Annotated in this window: 15 protein-coding genes and 4 pseudogenes; 10 read left to right on the forward strand and 9 right to left on the reverse strand. The window is 70.5% G+C overall.

Going from position 1 to position 17,795, the window contains the following annotated elements; genetic code table 11:
• Window positions 1–26 precede the first annotated feature (26 nt).
• Window positions 27–797, reverse strand: a complete 771-nt coding sequence (locus tag SH922_RS32000; protein ID WP_393061985.1) for an SDR family oxidoreductase — start codon at window positions 795–797, stop codon at window positions 27–29.
• 371 nt (window positions 798–1,168) lie between these two features.
• Here SH922_RS32000 and SH922_RS32005 point away from each other — a divergent pair, with 371 nt between their 5' ends.
• On the forward strand, window positions 1,169–2,095 hold the full coding sequence (locus tag SH922_RS32005) for a DUF4344 domain-containing metallopeptidase (RefSeq protein WP_393061987.1): 927 nt from the start codon (window positions 1,169–1,171) through the stop codon (window positions 2,093–2,095).
• Between the two features lie 29 nt (window positions 2,096–2,124).
• On the opposite strand, the gene SH922_RS32010 is transcribed toward SH922_RS32005, so the two are convergent.
• The 3 genes and pseudogenes from SH922_RS32010 to SH922_RS32020 all read right to left on the reverse strand — a co-directional run.
• Window positions 2,125–2,535 carry a RidA family protein gene (locus SH922_RS32010; RefSeq protein ID WP_393061989.1) on the reverse strand — a complete coding sequence of 137 codons (411 nt, stop codon included), beginning with the start codon at window positions 2,533–2,535 and terminating at the stop codon, window positions 2,125–2,127.
• A gap of 60 nt (window positions 2,536–2,595) precedes the next feature.
• Entirely contained in the window at window positions 2,596–2,841 is a 246-nt protein-coding gene (locus tag SH922_RS32015; RefSeq protein ID WP_393061991.1) for a DUF397 domain-containing protein, read from the reverse strand.
• Window positions 2,841–3,436, reverse strand: a pseudogene (locus SH922_RS32020) (DUF5753 domain-containing protein); the annotation flags it as partial. The gene SH922_RS32015 and the pseudogene SH922_RS32020, both read right to left, overlap by 1 nt.
• Here SH922_RS32020 and SH922_RS32025 point away from each other — a divergent pair.
• Window positions 3,425–3,782: pseudogene (locus SH922_RS32025) on the forward strand (ATP-binding protein). The pseudogenes SH922_RS32020 and SH922_RS32025 overlap by 12 nt on opposite strands.
• Window positions 3,783–3,826: 44 nt before the next feature.
• Here the strand turns inward: SH922_RS32025 and SH922_RS32030 are convergent.
• A complete protein-coding gene (locus SH922_RS32030; RefSeq protein ID WP_393061993.1) occupies window positions 3,827–4,447 on the reverse strand; it encodes an L-threonylcarbamoyladenylate synthase in 621 nt (206 codons plus the stop codon).
• Between the two features lie 256 nt (window positions 4,448–4,703).
• Between SH922_RS32030 and SH922_RS32035 the strand changes: the two genes are divergently transcribed.
• On the forward strand, window positions 4,704–5,150 hold the full coding sequence (locus tag SH922_RS32035) for a MarR family winged helix-turn-helix transcriptional regulator (RefSeq protein WP_393061995.1): 447 nt from the start codon (window positions 4,704–4,706) through the stop codon (window positions 5,148–5,150).
• Window positions 5,151–5,221: 71 nt separating this feature from the next.
• Here SH922_RS32035 and SH922_RS32040 read toward each other — a convergent pair whose 3' ends face one another.
• Window positions 5,222–5,416 (reverse strand): RICIN domain-containing protein, encoded by a 195-nt coding sequence (locus SH922_RS32040; RefSeq protein ID WP_393063748.1) that lies wholly within the window; start codon window positions 5,414–5,416, stop codon window positions 5,222–5,224.
• On the reverse strand, window positions 5,341–7,212 hold the full coding sequence (locus tag SH922_RS32045) for an RICIN domain-containing protein (protein ID WP_393061997.1): 1,872 nt from the start codon (window positions 7,210–7,212) through the stop codon (window positions 5,341–5,343). The genes SH922_RS32040 and SH922_RS32045 overlap by 76 nt, the downstream gene beginning before the upstream one ends.
• Before the next feature lie 219 nt (window positions 7,213–7,431).
• Between SH922_RS32045 and SH922_RS32050 the strand changes: the two genes are divergently transcribed.
• The 4 genes from SH922_RS32050 to SH922_RS32065 all read left to right on the forward strand — a co-directional run bounded on the left by SH922_RS32050 (window position 7,432) and on the right by SH922_RS32065 (window position 13,428).
• Window positions 7,432–8,241 (forward strand): hypothetical protein, encoded by an 810-nt coding sequence (locus SH922_RS32050; protein ID WP_393061999.1) that lies wholly within the window; start codon window positions 7,432–7,434, stop codon window positions 8,239–8,241.
• Between the two features lie 16 nt (window positions 8,242–8,257).
• Entirely contained in the window at window positions 8,258–10,402 is a 2,145-nt protein-coding gene (locus SH922_RS32055; RefSeq protein ID WP_393062001.1) for a bifunctional serine/threonine-protein kinase/ABC transporter substrate-binding protein, read from the forward strand.
• 6 nt (window positions 10,403–10,408) lie between these two features.
• The gene (locus tag SH922_RS32060; protein ID WP_393062003.1) at window positions 10,409–12,517 is read left to right on the forward strand and encodes a bifunctional serine/threonine-protein kinase/ABC transporter substrate-binding protein; all 2,109 of its coding nucleotides are present in this window, start codon (window positions 10,409–10,411) and stop codon (window positions 12,515–12,517) included.
• A 74-nt stretch (window positions 12,518–12,591) separates the two neighbouring features.
• Complete coding sequence (locus tag SH922_RS32065; RefSeq protein WP_393062005.1) at window positions 12,592–13,428, forward strand: alpha/beta fold hydrolase; 837 nt, start codon at window positions 12,592–12,594, stop codon at window positions 13,426–13,428.
• On the opposite strand, the pseudogene SH922_RS32070 reads toward SH922_RS32065, so the two are convergent.
• Together SH922_RS32070 and SH922_RS32075 are read right to left on the reverse strand one after the other, a co-directional pair.
• A pseudogene (locus tag SH922_RS32070) lies at window positions 13,356–13,870 on the reverse strand (hypothetical protein); the annotation flags it as partial. The gene SH922_RS32065 and the pseudogene SH922_RS32070 sit on opposite strands and share 73 nt — an antisense overlap.
• Window positions 13,860–14,024: pseudogene (locus tag SH922_RS32075) on the reverse strand (TetR/AcrR family transcriptional regulator); the annotation flags it as partial. The pseudogenes SH922_RS32070 and SH922_RS32075, both read right to left, overlap by 11 nt.
• Before the next feature lie 433 nt (window positions 14,025–14,457).
• On the opposite strand from SH922_RS32075, the gene tdh reads away from it, so the two are divergent.
• The 3 genes from tdh to SH922_RS32090 are packed head-to-tail and all read left to right on the forward strand — an operon-like array spanning window position 14,458 to window position 17,699.
• Window positions 14,458–15,486 carry an L-threonine 3-dehydrogenase gene (gene tdh, locus SH922_RS32080; RefSeq protein WP_393062007.1) on the forward strand — a complete coding sequence of 343 codons (1,029 nt, stop codon included), beginning with the start codon at window positions 14,458–14,460 and terminating at the stop codon, window positions 15,484–15,486.
• 40 nt (window positions 15,487–15,526) lie between these two features.
• A complete protein-coding gene (locus tag SH922_RS32085) occupies window positions 15,527–16,720 on the forward strand; it encodes a glycine C-acetyltransferase (protein WP_393062009.1) in 1,194 nt (397 codons plus the stop codon).
• A 58-nt stretch (window positions 16,721–16,778) separates the two neighbouring features.
• Window positions 16,779–17,699, forward strand: coding sequence for a LysR family transcriptional regulator (locus SH922_RS32090; protein ID WP_393062011.1), 921 nt, complete (start codon window positions 16,779–16,781; stop codon window positions 17,697–17,699).
• Window positions 17,700–17,795 lie beyond the last annotated feature (96 nt).

Raw genomic sequence — 17,795 nt, forward strand, 5'->3', positions numbered from 1 at the left:
TTCCGCGTTCCGGAATTCTTTACGCGTCAGCTCCTGGGGAATTCGCCGCCGTCCACGGTGAGAATATTCCCGGTCACCCAGCTCGCCCGGTCGGAAACAAGGAACAGCACCGCGTCCGCAATGTCGTCGGGCCGGCCGGTGCGCCCCAGCGGCACGCCGCTGTTGTCCGCGCCTGACCCCGGGACCATGCGCGCCCACTCCTCCCGCGTCGCTTCGCCGCCGGGAGTCTCGGTCCTGCCGGGACTGACGGTGTTGACCCGGATGCCGAACGGTGCCAGCTCCAGGGCCAGTCCCTGGCTGTAGTTCTCCAACGCGGCCTTCGCCGCCGTGTAGTGCAGGAACGGCGGGGGCGTGAACGGGGTAGCGGCCGAGGAGACATGCACGATCGTCCCCGAACGCCGTTCCCGCATCCCCGGTGCCAACAGTGCGTCCAGCCGTACAGAGGCCAGGTAGTTCAGGTCCAGCTGGTCCTGCCACTCCTCGTCGGGGATGTCCACGGCCTGCCGGAACGGCCGTGCCCCACCCGCGTTGTTGACCAGGATGTCCACGCCGCCGAGCACTTCCTGCGCGGCCGCGGCAAGTGTCTCCGCACCGGCCCGTGTCCGCACGTCGGCCTCAACGAAGGTGACGCCCTCCGGCATCGCGCTCGTCACCGACCGGGCAGTCGTGAGCACTTCGGCGCCCGCGTCGCGTAGTTGGCGCACGATGGCCGCTCCGATTCCGCGAGAGCCGCCTGTGACCAGGGCCCGCTTTCCGGCGAGTTCTTGCGTTCCCGATCCATTCTCCGTCGTGGTCATGCAACTGGTCCTCTCAGAAATTTCGTACGCGTCCGCTCGACGGAAGTGGAATTCGTCGGCGTCGAGCTGTTCTGACGGTACGTTCGGGAGAGAACGAGAGGCAAAGACGAAATATGAGCAGGTGCCATAGGTAATTCCTATGGCATCCCGGGCTGCGTGCCCGGAGCCCTGGGGCCCGGGTACCGCGGCTTTGTCCGACAGCGCCTCGATCCGACCTGCCACCCGAATGGCGGATTGCCGCGAGCGTCCCTGCCCTCTCGCTGTCAGGCTGGTCCCTGGGGTACGCGGGTCGGTCCATCGGCCGGAAACCCGGGTTCCACATGCCACCGGCTCCCACGCCGGACCCTCGTCGGGTCAGAAAGGTGGATCAGGTGGAAGGCACCAGTACGCGAACACGGGCGATGGTCGCGCTCGCCGCCTCCCTCGCGATCGCATCCGTCACGGGCTGCACATCCGGCACCGAGAGCGCCGCGCGCGGGCACACGGTCCAGGCCGCACCGACCGCACCACCGACAGGGAGCCCGGTCGCCGCGCTACCGCAGAAGACCACTCCCGCTCCTCAGGGCACCGGGGAACTCGTCGTCACCTACGAGGCCGGTGCGACCCAGGAGGACCAGCAGGCCCAGCAGTTCCTCCAGGCGAACGAAGTCCTGGAAGGCGTCGCGGCCCACGCCAATTCCCGGATCGCGCTACCCCATGACATGCCACTGACCGGGCGCAGCTGCGGTGAGGTCAACGCCTTCTGGGACCCCGAGACGCAGAGCATCACTCTCTGCTACGAACTCATCTCCCAGTTCGCCCCCGTCTTCAGCGCGCAGAACACCACGGGCACCGAGGCCCAGCAGACGCGGGCCACCGAGGACGACCTCATCGGCTTCACCAACAGTTCCGTCCTCCATGAACTGGGCCATGGGCTGATCGACGTCTACGACCTGGCGACGACCGGCAAGGAGGAGGACGCAGCCGACCAGCTCGCCACCCTGCTGCTCGTGGGTGACTCCCTGCACCGCGAATACGCGGTGAGCTCCATCGACGCGTGGGGTGCGCTCGCCGTGGCGGACGAACAGGGAGACGTCTCCGGAAAGTTCTCGGACGAGCACTCGCTCAGTGCCCAGCGCTTCTACAACGAGATCTGCTGGTTGTACGGCTCCGACCCCAGCTCCTTCCAGGGCGTCGTCCAAACCGCAGAGAACCCGGACGGCGTGCTGCCCGAGACCCGCGCAGCCAGGTGCCCCGCGGAGTTCGAGCAGATGAACGACGCATGGAGCACGCTGCTTCAGCCGTACCTCAAGAGCTGAAGCTCCCAGAGCTGCAGTCGGTGGCCGTGTCAGGAGTCGAGCACAGCGGCGACGGACTCGATCTCGACGAGCTGGTCGTGGTAGCCGAGCACGGTGACTCCCATCAACGTGCTGGGAACGTCATGGTCACCGAACGCGGCCCGGACCACCTTCCACGCGGTCACCAGGTCCTCCTGACGGGCGGACGCGACCAGCACGCGTGTGCTGATGACGTCCTCCAAGGAGGCGCCGGCGGCTTTCAGCGCGGTCTGCATGTTCTCCACGGCTTTCGCGGCCTGACCCGCGTAGTCCCCGACCGCCGCCGTCGAACCGTCCTCGTTGAGCGGGCACGCCCCCGCCAGGAAGATCAGGCGCGCCTCGGCGGGGGCGGTGGCCGCGTAGGCGTACTCGGCGACGTCGGACAGGGCGGCGGAGCGGATCAGGGTGACGGCACGGGGCATGGTCGGTCGGGTCCTCCGGTGGGCGGGCGGGCGTGTGGAGTGGTGGAGCGCGGGGCGCGCTCAGCTCTGGACGGCGTACGCCGCGAAGCGCGTCCAGGATGTGGGGGAGAGGGCGAGTTGGGGGCCCTCCTCGACCTTGGAGTCGCGGATGTGGACGGTGGTGGGGCAGGTGGCGACCTCTACGCAGGAGTCGCCGGAGCCGCTGCTGTAGCTCGACTTGTGCCAGGACAGGGCGACTTCGACGCAGGAGTCGCCGGAGCTGCCGCTGTAGCTCGACTTGAACCAGGTCAGTTCCGTCGTGTTCATTACGCTCCTCGCATCTGCCGCAGCAGGCTCACGGAGTCCTCCGGCGAATGAGCCTGCGAACGCATCCTGGCATATCGCATTTGGAGCGTGCTCACGACTTTTGACTCGGAGATGAACTCTGGCCGCTCTCCTGCCCCTCGCAGTAGCCGAACCAGCGCTTCTCCGGGGTCTCCAGGAGTTGCATCGGCCCGCCGAGCCCCGCGTGACGCTTCCGCACCACCGGCATGATCTGAAGCTCGATGTTGCGGAGCGAGGCCAGTTCCAGCAGGTGCTCGATCAGCCCCGCGGCCACGGTCCGGCCGCCGGTCCTGCGCAGCAGCAGGTGTTCCTCCAGGATGAAGCTGTACGCGGTGTTGGGCCGCTGTCTCAGCAGCTCTTGCCGTTCCAGCCGGGCCGCCAACTGCGCCTCGATCTGCTCGTCGCCCAACGGCGGAAGTGGCTCGGCGAACAGCGTCCGGGCGTACGCCTCCGTCTGCAACAGGCCCGGGACCAACCGGCATTCGTACGTCTGGAGGATGATCGCCTCCCGCTCCAGCTGGGCCCACTGGCGGAACCAGCCGGCCAGCCCCAGCCGCCGCGACAGATGCTTGGCCGCGCCCGCAACACCCCCATGGCGTCCGACACCGCGGCGCTGGTGGTGGCCGAGCTGGCGGCCGACGCGGCGACCCACGGCCGCGTACCGGGAAGGGACTTCGAGCTGTGGCTCGCCCTCGTCATGGGTGATCCGGAAACGCTCGGCACGCTCCGTCGAGGTCACCGACACCCGGGGCGAAGGCCGCCCGCCGGGCCCCGGGGAGGTCGTGAAACCGCCGCCCGGGTCCGACAGCGGGCACGGGCTGGTGCTGGTCGAGGCGCTGGCGGACCGGTGGGCGGTGCTGGAGCGTGTACCCCCGGGGCGGCCGGGAAAGACGGTTCGCGCGGAGCTGGATCTGCTGTTCTGACCCGGCCGGGCCTTTCGGCCCGGCCTCGCGTCCGGTTACTCGGATTACTCGAAGCGGGAGGGGTCGCCGGCTCCGCGTCGTACGATCTCCAGCTCGCCGCTGGAGAAGTCGATGACGGTGGTCGGCTCCGTGCCGCAGTCGCCGGAGTCGACGACGACGTCCACCTCGTGGTCGAGGCGTTCCTTGATCTCCCAGCCCTGGGTCATCGGCTCCTCCTCGTCGGGCAGGAGCAGGGTGCTGGAGAGCAGTGGCTCGCCGAGTTCCTCCAACAGGGCCTGGACGACGGCGTGGTCGGGGATGCGAACGCCGACGGTCTTCTTCTTCGGGTGCAGCAGCTGACGCGGCACCTCCTTCGTCGCCGGAAGGATGAAGGTGTACTGGCCGGGGGTCGCTGCCTTGATGGCGCGGAACACGTCGTTGTCGATCTGCACGAACTGCCCGAGCTGGGCGAAGTTCTGGCACATGAGCGTGAAGTGATGACGGTCGTCGAGGTTGCGGATCGTGCGGATGCGGGAGATGCCGTCACGGCTGCCGAGCTGACACCCGAGTGCGTAGCAGGAGTCCGTCGGATACGCGACGAGCGACCCGGAGCGGATACTTTCGGCCACGTTGGTGATGGTGCGCCGCTGGGGATTTTCGGGATGTACGTCGAAATACTTCGCCATCCGGCGAGTCTACGGCGGGGGCGGCGACTGGTACGAGGGGAAAGCGGGTTGTCCCGCCTCTGGGAGGGACAGGACAACCGTTTCGGGTGGTGGGGCGCCGCTCAAACCTTTTCGGCCATACATCCAGGCGATGTGCATGTAACACGGGATATGCGCAATGCACATTAAGTGCATGGTGCACACGTGTGGTATATATGTACAAAAGAGGTCGCCCGCCCCGCGGGGAGGCGAGCCCGGCAGTCGAAGGAAGCCTCGCGTGGACATGCCTGTGGAACGGATCGAGTTCGAGACGATGCTGCTCGGCCGGCATATGAGTCTGCTGACCTCGCGGGGCGGCGGGCGGCTCGACCGGAGCGCCTACATCCTCCTCAGCCGCATCCGGGTCGAGGGTCCGATGTCCATCGGCCAGCTCCGGGACGCCTTCGGTCTGGACACCTCCACGCTGAACCGGCAGACCGCCGCGATGCTGCGGGTCGGTGTCGTCGAGCGTATCGCCGACCCGGACGGCGGGATCGCCCGGAAGTTCGCAATTACCGCCGAGGGTGAGCACCGGCTGGACAAGGACCGGGCCGAGAACCGGGACGGCCTGCAGCGCGTGCTGGCCGAATGGACCCCGGAGGAGGCCGCTCAGCTCGCGGACAGCCTCGCCCGCCTCAACCGCGACATCGAGCGCCTCGACGGGCGGCCCTGGCCGCGGGACTGAGCCCTGTGACAGCCGCGCGGGGCCGGATGCCGCCTTCGGCACCCGGCCCCGCCCTGTCTGTCGCGGTCCGGTCAGGACAGCTTGGTGAAGGCCCACGTCTGGACCGCGGCGGCGGAGGCCGCCCGCTGGGTGAGCAGCGCCCCGTCCGTGGTGCCGCCCGCGGTGAGCAGCAGTCCGCTGGACTTGCTCGTCAGCGTGTAGCCGCCGGTCGCGGGAGTGGCGGTCCAGCGCTGGTTCGCGTCACCGCTGCACGCCCACTGGTCGATGGGGGCCCCGCCGCCTTGGAGTTCTGGTAGACCTCGGCGCACAGGCCGCTCCGCACGTTCTTCAGCGTGTACGTGCCGTCGCCGTTGGCCGTGACGTTCCACTTCTGGTTGTCGCCGCCGTTCCAGAGCCAGCCGACCAGCTGGGTGCCCTGGGCCGTGGAGTGTGCCGGTACGTCGATCGCCTGGGTGCCTGCGGAGATCCGGTTGATCCCGGCCGTCGGTCCCATCGGCTTGATGCAGGTGGTGGACGACTGGTGCGCGCCCCGGTCGGGTACGCAGCCGGCCGCGACCGGGCCGCCGAAGTAGTCACGCACGCCCGCGTTCGCCACCACCGCACCGTTGGCGAGGGCGGAGGAACCCGCCTGGAGGCGGTAGCCGTCGGCGTCCGTGCGCGAGGTGGCCGTGCCGGGGGCCGTCAGCTTCGGGTCGGTCGTCACCTTGTGGGCGTCGGCCGGCTCACCGGCCGGGTGGGTGCCGTAGAAGACGTTCGAGTCGTAGCCGAGGCCCGCGGCGTTGACGTAGCTCGCCCCGTCCGTCGCCACGTGGAAGATGTTGTTGGTGAACGTGGCGTTCGCCGACGTCGAACCGTTCGAGTTGCTGATGATCTCGACCGGCTTGGAGAGGTAGAAGGTGTTGTTGTAGATCTGCGTGTTCGTCGTCTTGGCGCAGACCATGTCGAAGAGCTGGCCGCCGTCGTTCTGGCTGATGTTGTACCGGACGATGTTGTCGGCGGTCGTCGATCCGCCGCCGTTGCACAGGAGGATGAAGCCACCCTCGTTGTCGTGGCTGTAGTTGTACTGGTAGATGGTGTGGATGTTGCCCTCGTCGAGGTCGAGTCCCTGCCCGTCGCAGGTGCTCTTGCCGCCGCTGACCTCGTTGAACTGGTACAGCGTGTCCTGGGTGTTCCACCCCCAGATGCCGGCCGCGCAGTGCGCGGGCTCGCGCTCGCGGAAGCCGTCGACCTTGTTGTACTCGACGAGCGCGCCCTCGGTGTGATGCGGGACGATCGCGTCGCCGCCGATGTCGGTGACGGTGTTCCCGCGGATGACGACCCGCGTCTGCGGCGTCCAGGCCCCGCAGGTCGCACCGCAGTTGGCGTTGGCGAGCTCGGGGCGCTGCATCCACCGGGTCCAGAAGTGGATGCCGTAACGGTCCACGGCCCGCACCGTGTTGCCCGTCAGGACGACGTCGTCGAACTTCGTGGGCGTCGTGTTCCCCAGGACCTCGAAGAAGATTCCGGCGCTGGCGTCGTCGTCCTTCTTGGTCTGGTTCCCGTTGACGTCGTGGATGTCGAGACCCGTGAGCCGGTAGTAGGTGCCGGTGCCCGAGTCGGTCCTGGTGATGTGGACACCGCGTCGGGTCGCCGCGGCCGCACCCTTGTTGGAGATGTCCAGGTTCCGGATCTCCCAGTACTGCTGGTCCGCGAGCTGGACGACATCGGTGACCTGTCCCGCGCCGACCAGCGCGGGCTTGGCACCCGTGCCGTACGCGTCGACCACGATCGGCGCTCCGGTCGCGCCCGAGCCCTTGGGGGAGAGCGTCTGGCCGGTACAGGTCGAGCCGCGCTTGAGGAGGACCGAGTCACCCGGCTGGAACGTGTGGGCGTTCACCGGTGCCAGTGCGTTCCACGGCGTGGCCTGGGTGCCGTCGCCCGCGGCGGTGGCGCCGCAGTCGACGTAGAAGGACTGCGAGGCGGCCGGTGCGGCGGCCTGTGCTGCTGTGGTGGGGGCCGTGGCCAGAAGGGATGCCAGCGGTAGTGAAAGCGCAGAGAGGAGCAGGGTTCGTCTTCCGGGCATGGAAAAACTCCATTTTCTGAAAACGGACAGCAGACGTCTGATGCCTGCTCACATTAGGGAGCTGCGGCTTCAGTGGTCAAGACCTGTTCATGTCAATCGGCGGCCCGGTGGTGTCCGGCCCAACGTCTTGATGGCGCAACAGTTTTGGCGCCCCCTGCCCCAGGGCGGCCCGCGATCATAGGATCGGGGCGGTCTTCGGGGGAGACGGGGTGGTCGGTCGTGGCGTGCGCATGGGCGAAACGCGGATACGGAGTGCTGGTGCCGGCTCCACTGGTGCTGGTGGCCTGTTCCGGCGGCGGCGGAAGTCCGGGCGGGGAGGGGGTGAGCGCTTCCGCGACCGGCAGCGCCAGTGCGGAGCCCAGCTCGAAACCCGAGGACTCCGGCGGCATCGATGCGGACCCGGCCAAACTGCCGACCACCCGCAAGGAAGCGCTCGACCTCATCGGCCGGGTCATCGCGGAACCCGCCACCTTCGGCCCCGGCGTGGTCAAGCGGAGCCCGTACGAGAGTGATCCGGCCACCTGGCCCGTCCTCGGCACCGACTGCATCTGGCGGCAGGAGAAGCCGGCGAGCAGTGTCCTCGCCACGATGAGCCGCTCCTTCGAGGTGCCCGCTGCGGGAGGCAAGGGGCCGATGCGGCTCTCCGCCGTCGTCACCGTCCATCGCACCCGCGACGACGCCCGCTGGGAGATGGCGGAATCGGTGGAGGAAACGATGCGTTGCCCGACGCAGCAGCTGCGTCAGGGCGAACAGATCGGGTCGATGATCGCGTCCACGCTGGGGCAGGAGGAGGGCGTACAGGAAAGCGCCGAGGACTTCCTGCTGGAGTCCGGGCAGTACATGAACACGGAGCTCGGCGGCGGTCCTTACCCGTACTCCTGGTACCTGTCGCAGAGTCTCCAGTTCACCGTCGCCGTGACCGGCAAGGGGGCCAAGGGCTGGAGCGAGCAGGAGATCGACGTGCTGGCGAACCAGGCCCACTCCACCATGCTGGTGCGGCTCGGGGCCGCAGTCGAGAAGCAGAGCTGAGAGAGCGGAGAGCGTGATGGAGAAGCTGCGCCCCTCCGACCCCCCACGGATCGGCGGACACCGGCTGCTCGGGCGGCTCGGTGCCGGCGGCATGGGAGTCGTCTACCTCGGCCGTACGGACGCCGGGGCCCTCGCCGCGATCAAGGTGATCCTGCCCGAATACGCCGCCGACGACGACTTCCGGTCCCGCTTCCGGCGCGAGGTCGAGGCCGCCCGGCGGGTGGAGAGCCCCTGGGTCGTCCCGGTCACCGGTGCCGACACGGAGGGCGAACAGCCTTGGCTGGCCAGCGTGTTCGTGCCCGGGCCCGCACTGTCCGAAGCCGTCGCCCGCTGCGGACCACTGACCCCACGCAGCGTCCGGGTGCTCGGCCGGCTACTCGCCCGCGCGCTGGCGTCCGTACACGCGGCGGGACTTGTCCACCGCGACGTCAAGCCCGGCAACGTGCTGCTCACCGTCGACGGGCCGCGCCTGATTGACTTCGGTATCGCGCGGGCCGCCGACGCCACGGCGCTCACCGCCACCGACCTCGTCGTCGGCACCCCCGGCTTCCTCTCCCCGGAACAGGCCACCGGAGGCGGCACGGAGGCCGGACCCGCGAGCGACGTCTTCTCCCTCGGCTGCCTCCTGGCGTACGCCGCGACCGGGCGCCCGCCGTTCGGCAGCGGGGCCGTCGACGCGCTGCTCTACCGGACCGTCCACGACGAGCCCGACCTCGCGGGGCTCGACGACCCCGAACTCCACGCGCTGCTCGCCGCCCTACTGGCCAAGGACCCCGGCGCACGGCCCACGGCGGCCGACCTCGACACGCTGATCACCGAGGACGCACCCGACGGCACCGTCGACTGGCTGCCCAGGGACGTCGTGGCGCTGATCGCCGACCGGTCCGCCGCCATGCTGGAGCTGCCCGGCATCGACCTGACGGTCGCCGAGAACACCCCGCAGCCCGGACCGGGGCGGCGTAAGGTGCTGCTGCTCGCCGGTGCCGGCCTCGTGGTCGCGGCCGGTGGCGGATTCGCCGTACGGGAATGGCTGACCGACGACACGGACGGCTCCGCCGCCAAGTCCGGCGAGCGGGCCTGGACCATCGGCGTCCAGGCCGATCTTTCGGGTCCGCAGAAGGCCGCAGGACAGGCTCAGGAACGTGGAGTGCGGCTGGCCGTCGAGGAGTTCAACGCCCGTCAGGGCAAGCCCTTCACGCTTACCGTCAAGGCCATCGACGACGGGGGTGACACCACTCGCGCGGCGAAGGCCGCCGATCGGTTCGCCCGCGACCGCGACGTGCTCGCCGTCGTCGGCCCGACCGGTGACGCCGCCACGGAGGCCGTCCTCGGCGCGTACGACGAGGCGATGCTGCCACTCATCACCGTGTCCTCACTTCAGCTCACCTACGCCGCCCGGTCCAGGAAGTCCTTCTTCCAGGCGGCCCCCTCCGACGCCGTACTGGCCCAGCCGATCATCAGGCGGCTGGTGCTGCGGCCCGATGTCGAACGGCTCGGAGTGCTGCTCGACCGGGTCGGCGGGCAGTCCGCCTACCAGGTCGGCTACCTGACCAATCTGATGACAGGCCAGATCACCACCGGGACCACCTATCCGCGCGTGATCCCGTCCGGAACACAGGACCTGGCACCCGTGATCAAGGACATGCTCGCGCACGCCAGCGACGCCTTCTTCTACGCCGGTGACGCCGCCGGGGCGGCCCGCACCGCACGCGCGCTCGCGGCAACTCCCTTCAAGGGGCCCCGGATGGCCATGCATACGGCCATGGACGCGCGCTTCATCGAGGACGCCGGACAGCACGCCGAACGCTGGGAGTTCACCGCGCCCTACGTCGACCCGTCGGTCCCCGCGGCCAAGAAGTTCGCCGCGGCCCACCGCGCCGCCTTCGACACCGCGCCCGCGCACTGGGCCGCCGAGGGGTACGACGCGGCCGGGATGGTGATCGCCGCCGTGACTGCTCTCGCCAAGGTGACGGCAGGCCGACCGAAGCGCCCGTCGCGCAGCGCACTCGTCGCGAAGATCGCCGCATCCACGTACAAGGGCGTCTCCCGTACGTACACCTTCGACGAGGACCACCGGATCGGGGGCGATGACGCCTACCTCTACGGAGTGCGGAACGGGCGCTACGTCTACCTCGGCGCCGCGCCGAAGGCCACGGCCTGATCCGGCATGCAACCGCTCACCTCGGACGACCCGCGCACCATCGGCGAGTTCCGCACCCTCGTCCGGCTCGGCGCGGGCGGCATGGGTGTCGTCTACCTGGCCCGTTCCTCGGGCGGCACGCTCGCCGCCGTGAAGGTGATCCGTTCCGAGCACGCCGCGGACCCCGGATTCCGGGCCCGGTTCCGTCGCGAGGCGGAGGCCGCGGGCCGGATCACTGGTCCGTGGGTGGTCCCGGTGACCGGGGCGGACACCGAGGCCCCGGAGCCCTGGCTCGCCACCGCGTTCGTGCCCGGCCCCTCGCTGGGCGAAGTCGTGGAGGGGCAGGGGGCGTTGCCGACGGCTGCGGTCCGGGCGCTCGGCTCGCGCCTGGCCGAAGCGCTCGCCGCCGTGCACGATGCGGGCCTCCTGCACCGCGACGTCAAGCCCGGCAACGTGCTGCTCGCGCTGGACGGCCCCCGGCTCATCGACTTCGGCATCGCCCGCCATGAGGGCGCCACCGCGCTCACCGCGACCGACTCCGTGATCGGCACGCCCGGCTACCTGGCCCCCGAACAGGCGTCGGCGGGGGAGCTCGGTCCCGGCTGTGACGTGTTCTCGCTGGGCTGCGTGCTCGTGTACGCGGCGACCGGGCGGCGCCCGTTCGGTCAGGGGACATCGGCCGGGGTGCTCTTCCGTACGGTGCACGAGGAGCCGGACCTGGAGGGCGTGCCGGTCGCGCTGCTGTCCCTGATCACGGCCTGCCTGGCCAAGGACCCGGCGGACCGGCCGGGCGCCCAGGAGGTCGCGCGGGAACTCGCCGGGAGCGGTGCGGACTGGGAGGTGCCGGGCCTGTCCGCCACGGTCGCCGCCCGCTCGGCCGCCGCACTGGCCCTCCCCGACCCCGAACCGCCCACGGTCGTCCAGGACTCCGGGCCGCCGCGCCCGACCCGGCGGCGGGTGCTGACCGCGGGGGCCGCCGGCGCCGTGCTCCTTGCCGGCGGAGGGACGGCCGCATGGGTGGCCGCCGCCCGGCGCGGCGGCACCGGAACGGCACCCCGCACCCTTCCCGCCTACCGGATCGCCCTGCACGCGGACCTGACCGGACCGGGGAAGGCCGTCGGCCTCGCCCATGAGCGCGGCGCCCATCTCGCGATCGACGACCACAACGCCCGTACGGACAAGGCGTTCACGCTCACGTTGCGCACCGAGGACGACGCGGGTGACGCCGAGCGTGCCCTCGATGTCGCCGACCGGATCGCAGCTGATCCCCGCGTGCTCGCCGTCATCGGCCCCACTGCGGAGGTCGCGGACGCGAAGGTCGTCAGCCGCTACGAGCAGGCTGGCCTCGCCCAGGTCGTCGTCTCGGCCCGTTCCACCACGGCCGAGTGGGTGGAAACCAAGTCCCTGTGCGTACTGCGGCCGTTCGACGAGGGGTTGGCCATGGGACTGACCTTCTACTTGTCCCGCGTCCGGCCGGCCAAGCAGGTCGTCCTCATCGAGGACCCCGCGGACCCGCAGAGCAGCTGGGCGATCAGGGACCTGCTGCCGAGCGCCGCGGCCGGTGAGGCCACGTACGCCGTGCACACCGTTGTGGCCACCGCCCGCAGCTTCGCGCCGGCCGCCCGGGCCGCAGTCGCCGCCGGAGCAGGGGCGGTCGTCTATGCCGGATCGTCCGCCGCCCGGGGCGTCCGCTGCGCCAAGGACCTGGCCGCCGCCGGCTTCACCGGGACCGGCCTGTCGGTCGGTCCCGTCCTCACTCCGGCCTTCCTCCGGGACGCGGGCAAGGCCGCCGAGGGCTGGGTCTTCGCCGAGGCGTACACCGACCCATCGGCCCTGTCCTCCGCCAAGGCGTTCAGCGCCGCGCACCGCAAACGGTTCGGGTCGCCACCCGCCACATGGGCGGCGGAGGCGTACGACGCGGTGGGGCTGATCGCGCAGGCCGGCCACACCACCAGCGCCACCGACGCTCCGCGCGACGGGGTGGCCGCGCGGATCTTCCGCAGCAGCTACCGGGGCATGACCCGACAGCTCTCCTTCGCCGGCACCACCCACCAGGTGGACAGCGCGACAGGCATCCTTCTCTACCGCGTCGACAGGGGGAGGCTCCGCTTCTTGGGATCCGCCGCATCGCTGTGAGCCGAAGCTTCACTCCCCGACGCTGGGTACGGTGAGGCGACAAGTGCGGGACTGCCGGCGAAGAGGAGTACCGAATGGCCGAGTTGGAGCTCTCCGCAGGAATCGTCGAGTACGAGGACACCGGCGGCGACGGGCCCGTCGTGGTCCTGCTCCACGGTGTGGCGATGGACGGCTCGCTGTGGCGGCACGTCGTCGCGGATCTGCGGGACGGCCACCGGTGCATCGTGCCGACGCTGCCGCTCGGCGGCCACCGGCGGCCGATGAAGCCCGACGCCGACCTTTCGGTCCTCGGCGTGGCACGGCTGGTCGCGGAGTTCCTCGAAGCGCTCGACCTCAGCGACGTCACCCTGGTCATGAACGACTGGGGCGGCGCCCAGGCCCTGGTCGCTGACGGCCGGGACCAGCGGATCGGCAAGCTGGTCATCACCTCCTGTGAGGCCTTCGACAACTTCCCGCCCGGCCTGCCCGGCAACAATCTGTACGCCTCCGCCAAGATGCCCGGCGGCCTGAACGTGGCCTTCACGCTGCTGAAGCTCAAGCCGATGCGGCGGCTGCCGATGACCTGGGGCCGGATGAGCAAGCGGCCGGTACCGGACGCGGTGATGGACGCCTGGTTCCGGCCGTTGTGGAGCTCCAAGGAGATCCGTCGCGACCTGCGCAAGTACGTTCTGGGCGTGCCGCCGAAGGCCGAACTCCTGCGCTGGGCGGAGGCCCTGCGCACCTTCGACCGGCCGGCGCTCGTCGCCTGGGCCGCGGAGGACATGGTCATGCCGCCGGAACACGGACGCCGGCTGGCCGACATGCTGCCCAAGGGTGAGCTGGTGGAGATCGCGGACAGCTACACCCTGATCCCGGAGGACCGGCCGGAGGAACTCGCCCGGCACATCCGGGAGTTCCTCCGGAAGGGGTGACGCTGAGCCTTCTGAGTGAGCGCCTCGTCCATGGACTCCTCCCGCCGGCGGTGCAGGAGTTCGTGGAAGGCGGCGGCACCGTGTGGATAGGCGTTCGGGCCATTGGGGCGGCCGCGCCCTTCACGGTTGTAGTAGCCGGGGGTGCACGCGGCGTGGAACCACTCGTGATCCGGGGCACACCCTGCGTGGTCGTGGTGAGCCAGTGTGTGTGGTTGACGCTGCCGGGATCAGGTTCGGGAAGCCGTTCCCGGCCGTGGACGGGCAGCTTGCAGGCGTACCGGTACCAGGGCTTGAGCGCCTCGGCCGTCGCCGGATCCGTGACCGTCCGCTCGACGCGCGTCCGTACCTCGTTCATCTTCGCGGCGTCGGCGACCTCGTGGGTGGCTTCGAATTCCTCCCGCTCATCGGACCGGCGAAAGCTCGGCAGCAGCTTCTCCAGCAGATGCCCCGCGTGCGATCCCGGAGAGCGGGGCGTCCGGACCGTGCACCGCGTAGATCTCCCGGGCTGCGGCGATCAGCGCGGCCCGGTTGCCGGCAGCGGCCTTCGGTCCCCGGTTCGCGGGCCGCCGCTCGTCCGCTGTGGGGTGCTGGGTCATCCGGTCAGGTCAAAGGGCGGGTGCCGGGCCTTCGCCGAGCCGCATCTGCCCTGCCCCCGCCCGCCCGGCTTCAGCCCCGCGCGGCAAGCACCATCAACGGGGCGATCCATCCGTTGGACGGCGGCTGGGCGGCGGTGCGAGGACACGCCGGGGCGGTAGGCCTGACCCGGTGCCCGTCCGCCGAACGGAGCAGGCGGCGCCCGCGCCCGTACGACAGGGCGTGAAGCCAAGCTGCGGGCGCGCTTAAGAAAACCTCGATGGACCTGGGGCGCGGGGTACGGCAGATTTCTCCGTGACGGCGGAGGATGGTGCGCGGCAGCCGGTCGAGCGCGCTGCCACCGTCCCTCTCATACTTCCCCGGGCCGCAGGCTTCCTCTGGCATGCCCCCGGCCCGGGGACATCAACGCCGCACCAGGTACAGGGAGCCGCAGCCGTGAAGGCACTCGTGAAGCAGAAGGCCGAGCCGGGACTCTGGCTGATGGACGTGCCCGAGCCGGAGACCGGTCCCTCGGACGTACTGATCAAGGTGCTCCGTACCGGCATCTGCGGCACCGACCTGCACATCCGTAACTACGACGGCTGGGCCCAGCAGTCGATCAAGACCCCGCTCGTCCTCGGCCACGAGTTCGTCGGCGAGGTCGCCGCGATCGGCTCCGACGTCGTCGACATCGCCGTCGGCGACCTGGTCAGCGGCGAGGGGCACCTGGTCTGCGGCAAGTGCCGCAACTGCCTGGCCGGACGCCGCCACCTCTGCCGCTCCACGCTGGGACTCGGCGTCGGACGCGACGGGGCCTTCGCCGAGTACGTCGCGCTGCCCGCGTCCAACGTCTGGGTGCACCGGGTCCCCGTCGACCTGGACGTCGCCGCGATCTTCGACCCGTTCGGCAACGCCGTGCACACCGCACTGTCGTTCCCGCTCGTCGGCGAGGACGTCCTGATCACCGGCGCCGGCCCGATCGGCATCATGGCCGCCGCCGTGGCCAAGCACGCCGGAGCCCGCAAGGTCATGATCACCGACGTCAGCGAGGCCCGCCTGGAGCTGGCCCGCAAGGTCGGCGTGAGCCTCGCCCTCAACGTCGGCGAGCAGACCATCGCCGACGGACAGCGGGAGCTCGGACTGCGCGAGGGCTTCGACATCGGCCTGGAGATGTCCGGCCGCCCCGAGGCGATGCGCGACATGATCGCGAACATGACGCACGGCGGCCGGATCGCGATGCTCGGACTGCCGTCCGAGGACTTCGCCGTCGACTGGTCCCGGATCGTCACCTCCATGATCACGATCAAGGGCATCTACGGCCGCGAGATGTACGAGACCTGGTACGCCATGTCCGTCCTGCTGGAGGGCGGCCTCGACCTCGCCCCCGTGATCACCGGCCGGTACGGCTACCGCGACTTCGAGGCGGCCTTCGACGACGCGGCGAGCGGTCGCGGCGGCAAGGTCATCCTCGACTGGACCGTCTGACCGACTTCGTACCGGCCCGTACACACCAGGAGACACCTTCATGTTCGACTCCGTACGCGACGACATGCGCACCACCCTCGCCGAGATCGAGGCCGCCGGGCTGCACAAGCCCGAGCGCGTCATCGGAACCCCGCAGTCCGCGACCGTGGCCGTCACCGCCGGCGGCCGCCCCGGCGAGGTGCTGAACTTCTGCGCCAACAACTACCTGGGCCTGGCCGACCACCCCGACGTGATCGCCGCCGCGCACGAGGCGCTGGACCGCTGGGGCTACGGCATGGCGTCCGTCCGCTTCATCTGCGGCACCCAGGAGGTCCACAAGGAGCTGGAGCAGCGGCTCTCCTCCTTCCTGGGCCAGGAGGACACGATCCTCTACTCCTCCTGCTTCGACGCCAACGGCGGAGTCTTCGAGACGGTCCTCGGCCCGGAGGACGCGGTCATCTCCGACGCCCTCAACCACGCCTCGATCATCGACGGCATCCGGCTGTGCAAGGCCAAGCGATTCCGCTACGCCAACCGCGACATGGCCGACCTGGAGAAGCAGCTCAAGGAGGCGTCCGGGGCCCGTCGCCGCCTCGTCGTCACCGACGGCGTCTTCTCCATGGACGGGTACGTCGCCCCGCTGCGCGAGATCTGCGACCTCGCCGAGCGCTACGACGCCATGGTCATGGTCGACGACTCGCACGCCGTCGGCTTCGTCGGCCCCGGCGGCCGCGGTACGCCCGAGCTGCACGACGTGATGGACCGCGTCGACATCATCACCGGCACGCTCGGCAAGGCGCTCGGCGGCGCCTCCGGCGGCTACGTGGCCGCCCGCGCCGAGATCGTCGCGCTGCTGCGCCAGCGCTCGCGCCCGTACCTCTTCTCCAACTCGCTCGCCCCGGTCATCGCGGCGGCCTCGCTGAAGGTCATCGACCTCCTGGAGTCCGCCGGCGACCTGCGCGAGCAGCTCAACGCCAACACCGCGCTCTTCCGTACCCGGATGACCGAGGAAGGCTTCGACGTCCTGCCCGGCGACCACGCCATCGCCCCCGTGATGATCGGGGACGCGGCGAAGGCAGGCCGGATGGCGGAGCTGCTCCTCGAGCGCGGTGTGTACGTGATCGGGTTCTCGTACCCGGTCGTCCCGCAGGGCGCGGCCCGTATCCGCGTCCAGCTGTCCGCCGCCCACTCCACGGCGGACGTGAACCGCGCGGTGGACGCCTTCGTCGACGCGCGGGCGTCACTGGGGGAGTAGTTCCCGAGCGTTCGCGGGGGCGTCTGGGACGCCCCCGCGACCTGGGACAATAGGTCACATGATCGATGCACGGCGGCTGCGTATCCTGCGTGCGGTGGCGGACCACCGCACGGTGACCGCTGCGGCCGCCGCGCTGTATCTGACGCCCTCCGCCGTCTCCCAGCAGCTCGCCGCGCTGGAGCAGGAGACGGGACACCGGCTGGTCGAACGGGGCGCCCGCGGCGCCCGGCTCACCCCCGCCGGGGAGATCCTGCTGACCCACACCAACGCGGTGCTGGCCCAGCTGGAACGGGCGGAGGCCGAGCTCGCCGCGTACAGCTCGGGCGACGCCGGTACGGTCACCGTCGCCGCGTTCGCCACCGGCATCGGCCTGGTCCTCGCCCCCGCGATCGCCGCTCTGGCCCGGACCGCACCCGGCATCAAGGTCCGCGTCCAGGACGCCGAGGGCGACGCGAGCGTCCCCATGGTGCTGGACCGGCAGGTCGATGTGGCGGTCGCCGTCGAGTACCGGGGCGCACCGGGGGAGGACGACCGGCGGCTGACCCGCGTACCGCTGTACTCGGAGCCGTTCGACGCGGTGCTCCCGGTCGGGCACCGGCTGGCCGGCCAGGACCAGGTGGCCGTCGCCGACCTGGCGAAGGACGCGTGGATCGGGCCCTACCCCGGCAACCCCTGCCACGACGTGGTCGTCCTGGCCTGCGAGTACGCCGGCTTCGCACCGAACCTCGAACACTCCTCGGACGACTTCCATGCGGTGGTCGCGCTCGCGGGCGCAGACGCCGGAGTGGCCCTGGTCCCGCGTTCCGCGCTGCGCGGCATGGCCCTCTCGGGCGTGGTGGTCCGCCCGGTGCAGGGCAGCGCCCCGACGCGCCGGGTCTTCGCGGCGGTACGCCGGGGCGCCGAGGCGCATCCGCTGATCGCCCCGGTGCTGGAGGCGCTGGCGGGGGCGGCGGGCGACGACGTCCTCAGGGCGGGCTGAGATCCGGGGCCGGGAACCGTGCCGTGTTCCCGGCCCCGAGGAGATGGCCGAGCAGACCCGCGGACCGCGCGCGTCCACTCGGCGACGACGCACGTC

The organism is Streptomyces sp. LN549, assembly GCF_043203805.1.
Taxonomy (GTDB): Bacteria; Actinomycetota; Actinomycetes; order Streptomycetales; family Streptomycetaceae; genus Streptomyces.